This is a genomic window from uncultured Methanobrevibacter sp. (genome assembly GCF_902764455.1).
Classification (GTDB): domain Archaea; phylum Methanobacteriota; class Methanobacteria; order Methanobacteriales; family Methanobacteriaceae; genus Methanocatella.
The window spans coordinates 34,717-40,716 of record NZ_CACWVY010000042.1 but is presented as its reverse complement, the minus strand read 5'-3'; the positions used below and the strand labels follow the sequence as shown (position 1 = coordinate 40,716).

General features: G+C 32.5%; 3 protein-coding genes. 2 read left to right on the top strand and 1 reads right to left on the bottom strand.

What is annotated here, in order from left to right:
- Positions 1 to 326: 326 nt before the first annotated feature.
- Positions 327 to 3,383 (bottom strand): C1 family peptidase, encoded by a 3,057-nt coding sequence (locus tag QZU75_RS10940; protein ID WP_296883732.1) that lies wholly within the window; start codon positions 3,381 to 3,383, stop codon positions 327 to 329.
- 184 nt (positions 3,384 to 3,567) lie between these two features.
- Between QZU75_RS10940 and QZU75_RS10935 the strand changes: the two genes are divergently transcribed.
- Complete coding sequence (locus QZU75_RS10935) at positions 3,568 to 4,968, top strand: MFS transporter (RefSeq protein ID WP_296883730.1); 1,401 nt, start codon at positions 3,568 to 3,570, stop codon at positions 4,966 to 4,968.
- 262 nt (positions 4,969 to 5,230) lie between these two features.
- Positions 5,231 to 5,947 carry a DUF4013 domain-containing protein gene (locus QZU75_RS10930; protein ID WP_296883728.1) on the top strand — a complete coding sequence of 239 codons (717 nt, stop codon included), beginning with the start codon at positions 5,231 to 5,233 and terminating at the stop codon, positions 5,945 to 5,947.
- The last annotated feature ends 53 nt before the right edge of the window (positions 5,948 to 6,000 follow it).

The following is a 6,000-nucleotide window of genomic DNA, read 5'->3' as shown; positions in this document are numbered from 1 at the left end:
TTACTGTCATCTCCAATTGCATCTTCGGTGATGCTTTCTGCTGCACAGACTGCTCCCACCGACATTATCAAAATAAGCATGACAATCAAAATTTTTAAAACCTTCATAATTATCACATATTAATATATATTAAAAGTGGATATATAAGCATGTTTATTTAGTTTTGAGAAGTTTTAATGATGATTATTCTAATTGGTTTGGAAAAAATGAACGAAGTAATAAATTGTTAAAAAAAATAAGAGAAAAGTAGATAATAAATTATCTACTTAACTTTAACGGTTGTTTTTATGGTGTCTTTTTTGTAGGTTACTTTGACAGTGTATGTTTTAGGTTTTGACCTTGTAGGTTTTGCCATTTAATTTGAATGTTATCTTTTTGCCTTTAACCAGTTTGCCGTTGATTTTAAGGGTTGCTTTTAAGGTAAATTTCTTGGCTGTCTTTTTGACTGTGACTTTGCTTGTGGTTAAAACCTGTTTTACGGTGACTGTGTTTTTGACTGTTTTTCCGTTGTATGTGGTTTTGATGGTGTATTTTTTAGGGGTTTGTGTTATTTTGATTTTAGCGACACCTTTGCTGTTGGTTTTAACTGTTTTTGTCACGCCGTTGATGTTGAATTTTACGCTGACACCTGCAACAGCTATTCCGTCCTCAGTTACAACATTGACGGAGAAGTATTTGCCTCCGTCATAGTCGACAGTAATGTTTTTGTTGTTGATGATTTTACTGTCATCAGCAACGGTATAGACTTTTAAGCAAACAATTGCTCCTCCATCTTTATAAGAATCAGCCCATGGTGCCCCATCAATAGAGAAAAAGGAAATATTCTCAGTATAATCTACTCTCACATCAGGCTGTATAATATAAGGCATAGCATTGGAAGTTATAATTGCTTTGAATACATCTCCTTTTTTGATTGATATGTAGTCATCTAATTTGATTGTGTGGTAACCGAAGAATGGTGATACTCCTTTTTGAGTTAATTTCAACTCATCATTGACATAAATCTCAACGGTGTAATTGACATCCTCTTGGTTGAAGTATGTTCCGACAGCAGCAATCAAATCATCATCTAATGCTTCAAACACATTCATATAACTTATATTTTTTTCACCAGACATGAAATTACCGCCACCTATAATTGCATATTGGTAGTTCTTGTTGTAAGGTACGGTATTTTCAAATATTACTGTAGCAGCACAACTACTTGGCTGAGCAGGATCATATCTTAAGAGTGTTTGGTCATAATATGAAACATATAAAAATCCATCATTTCCCCAGCCAGGACCCCAGCTGTTTTTAACAATCCAAGCACCATCACCAGGAGGGGTGATTAAGAAGTTTTCTTTTGGGAAATTGTCATCCCATCCTACGATGGAAACGGCATGATTTGGATCTAAAGGTTTATCAACATATTGTGCATATGTAGTATCATTATAATACGGATTTGATTCATCATATGTAGATTGCCCATAATAAGACACAGCCAGAGAACCATATTTAATAATTGCTTCCTTAAGTTTTGTTCCGTTAGGGATTTCATTATTAGGTACGAATATTGCATCTTGAACATGAATATCATTTAAAGTTGTTATCACAGGGGAAATTTTTCCCATTTCATCATAAACATCTGCATCATATATTAATGCTCCAAGCCAGCTTACTAAATAACTTATAGCATAAACACTGTTTCCCCCTTCAACTAAACTAGTGTCCCCATAAATTGAATATCTATACATTGAATCTTTCATGTTATTTTCTGAAAAGTCAGATGTGATTCCAGCAGCTTTTAATATTACAGATTCTAAAGCTCCAGTCATTCCGAATGTCCAGCAGGCACCCATCCAACCTTGATCTCTAACTGGCGATACCCATCCCCAGTCACGCAAATCAAATCTTTTTGGAAGATTAGTGATGTTAATAGTATTATTCAGCAATGTTAATTGCATGCCTTGTCCAATCACTATTGTTGAATGAAGTTCGTTGTTGGTGGAGATGTTATCATCATTGATATAAACATTGTTGTCTAAAACACCAACCTTATCAAAAAATGTGTAGATTGGGTTTATATTGTTTTCAAACAGTGAATTTTTAATGTTGTATGATGAATCATATGTACAGATTGCGCTTCCTGCACTTGCAGTGTTATTGATAAAATTGGTTTTATCCACATTTAAAGTACCTATATCATTGAATATTGCACCACCATAGGTTGGATATCCTTCAATAACGTCAACACCGTTTGAGGTGAAATTACAATTAGTAATGTTGCTTGTGACATATGAAAGGTAAAGTGATCCTCCATTATATCTAGCATGATTGTTTGTGAATAATGTATTGTTTATGAATAAATTTCCACCTAATTGAAGATATGCTCCACCAAATTCGGAAGAAGTGTCTTTAAATATTGTATCAATTATTGTTACATTACCGTTAACACCAAGGTCTCCCCAAATGTCTGCATTAATAGCTCCTCCATTTTTAGAAGATGTAACGTTTGTAAATTCACAGTTTTCAATGTATACTTCACCACATTCTTTAAGACTTATTGCCCCTGCAGTAATGTCAGCTTTTAAATTATTGAATTTGGAATTAATAATTGAAACGTTAGAACGTTGAATGTATAATGCAGGTGAATAGGTTGAAGTAGTATCAGCAAAAATTGCATTTTCTATATAGATTATAGCATTTTTATAAGCAGTAATTTGAGCTGATTTGGAAACCCATTTTGAGGTCATGTTTGTATTTGAAAGATCTAATTCTCCTTTATCAAGATATATTGCTGAACCTTTTTCAACAGCATAATTGTCTATGAATCTTGAATTATCACATTTGATAGTTACATTCTCATAAAGCCCAACTGCAGCACCCTGTTTAAATGCATAGTTGTCAATGAAAGTAACATTGCTCAATGTCAATGACCCAGTAGTATAGATTGCCCCACCTTTTTCAGCATTACCACCAGTTAAAATCAGATTGCTTAATGTTACATTGTTTGCGGTAATGTTGAATATTCTTGATTGATTTTTCCCGTCAATTGTATGGCCATTACCGTTAAGTACAAAATTATCCTTGCCGATAACAATTCCATTTTTGTTATCAGTTTCATTGTTGAATTTATAGTCGTGAGTTAAATCCACAACATCTTTACTTTTTATTTCATCAGTCAGATTGGTGAATGAATCCTCACTTGCTGTGTAGATGTCATTCTGAGCGGTTCCAAGGACATCCGAACTGTCGTCAGTTGTGATATCCTCCTGAACCGTTTGTAATATTTCTTTGCTGTCATTGCTTATTGTATTGTCGGTGATGCTTTCTGCTGCACAGACAGCACCTACAGACATGATTAGGATAAACAGGACAATCATAATTTTTAAAGCTTTCATAATTATCACTATGGATAATATATGTGAAAAATCGTTATTTAAATATTTATTTTATTTTTGATTGATTTTAAAACAAATATTTAATGTAACTTTCTATAATATTGTTTTTCAACAAAAAAAATTAATAAATTATTTATAATATTCATTACAAAGTATAATTATAATCTAATTTTAGTGAAAAAAAATGAATGTAAAATTAAACAGTCGGATGCGGCTATTGATTCTGTTTACCTTGGCAGCAGGCCTGGTAACAATAGCTCAGTCAATTATTACAACAGGTGTCGTTTACCTGATGAGTGACTTTTCTGTCTCATCAACGCAGGCGCAATGGTCCTATTCAGTATTCTTGCTTGTTGTAGGAGTCATGATTCCGTTAAGTGCTTATATATCACGCAGATTCAGTGCAAGAACAATATTTTTCTTTTCATTAATTATATTTCTTTTAGGATCAGGCATATGTTATTTTTCAAATTCATTAATAGTGTTAATCATTGGCAGAGTTCTTCAGGCCATTGGAAATGGTATCATAATGCCATATGTTCAGATTTTGCTCTTGAGAACCATTCCTGAAGAGAAATGGCAGACTTATATGGGGTTATATGGTTTGGTTATTGCAATAGCTCCTGTTTTAGGGTCTTTCATAGGAGGATTTGTTATAACGTTATATGGATGGAGGGAACTGTTCTCATTTTTCACAGTTGCTACAATAATCCTTTTGGTTTTAGGCATATTCTTTGTAAAAGACAATACTCCTACTGAAGATTATCCTCTCGACTACTTATCTGTTATATTGTCCGTGATTGGATGTGCAGGAGTGATGCTTGGTTTTACAAACGTTGCAGATTATGGATTTACACATTATCTTGTAATTTTACCTATAATCATTGGAATCATAACGTTAATACTATTTGTAAAACGTCAACCAAAATTGGAAAAGCCTTTGATTAACTTGTCAATACTTAAAAACAAGTATTTCCTAGTGGGCACAACATTCATCTGCATTCTATTTTCATGTTTGAACGGATGTACTGCACTTATTCCCATATTCATTCAGGGCGTAGCCTACAATTCCGCAATTATTTCCGCTTCTGTGATGCTTCCGGGGGGATTACTGATAATTGTATTTAATATAATAGGTCCCTTACTTACTAACAGAATAGGAATCAAAAAGGTCCTGATTATGGGATGCATCTTTTCCATAATAGGGTATGCAACCATGATGTTCTACACTCAGGATTCCTCTTTTGAATTCATGGCCATAACTCAGTCAATTCGTCTAATCGGTACGGGGATGGCTTTGATGCCTGCAACAACATGGACTTTGACCATGGTGTCCGACAAGGTGGAAGATGGAACTGCAGTAAACAATACATTAAGGCAGATTTTTGCAGCAATCGGTTCATCAATTGTAGTTGTTATAGTAGCTGTTTTGGCAGGAGGAGCCATAGACCACAATACTGCTTCAGTAGTAGCATTCAACCAGACCTCATTGATTCTACTTGTTTTGCATGTTGTCATGCTTATTTTGACTATCGTTTATATTGATGATAAGGACAAAATTGAACGTAAAAATACAAAAGCATAATCTTTTGAAATTAATTTCAATGATTGTCAAAATATTGCTACATTTTTTAATAAAATATGAATTTATTTTTACTTATTTTTATTTTTTTATATTAAGTCTTAAAAAAATACAGAACGAATATTGTACAATTGAACACATTATTTCGTTTTAATTTCCAAACAAAAGAAAATTTTATCGCAATATTTATATTGATTAACTAATAAAAATAATTTTAACTCAAATGAGTTTTATTTAAATTAAAAATTAAAAAAGGTGAATAAACATGGGTATAGGAGATATAATAGGAGATGCTATAGCATATCCATTTAGTAATATTAAAGCATTAGTTTTATATGCAATCTTAGCTATAATCGCCGGAATTATTGGAGGTGCAACTCTAATTTCAAGTGCAGCTTCATTCTCTTCAAAAGGTATGGCTGGATTTGCTTTTAGCGGATTGACTATTGTTGGAATTATTGTTTTTATTCTTGTATTGTTCTTGATTGAAGGATATGGTTTGGACATTATAAAATATGGTATTGAAAGAAGAGCTGATAGTCCTGGAATAGATATTGGAAGACAAATTTCCAATGCTTTAAAATTAATTGTTGTTAGTATTGTATATTACGTTGTTCCTGCAATTATAATTTTAATTTTAGGTCTTTTCCTAAGAGATTGGATACTTGCCATAATCAGTATAATTTTAATTATTGTATTTGCTTTAGCTAACTTTATGGCAAAATGTAGATTAGCAAAAACTGATAGTTTAGGTGATGCTTTAGCTATTGGAGAAGCTATTGGAGACATTTCCAAAGTAGGATTAGGTAAAATCATTGGAACTGTTCTTGTTATTGTCATCATCTTAGTAGTTGTTGCATTTATCCTTGCATTAATTACTAATATGAATAATACCATTGGTGCTATTTTATTAGGTATTTTTTCAGTTTACTTTGTATTCTTCTACAATAGAGCTATTGGTTTGTTATACTCCGAAGCATAATCAAACCAATCTTTTTTTCTTTTTTTCTTTTTTTTATCAAAAAAATAATTATC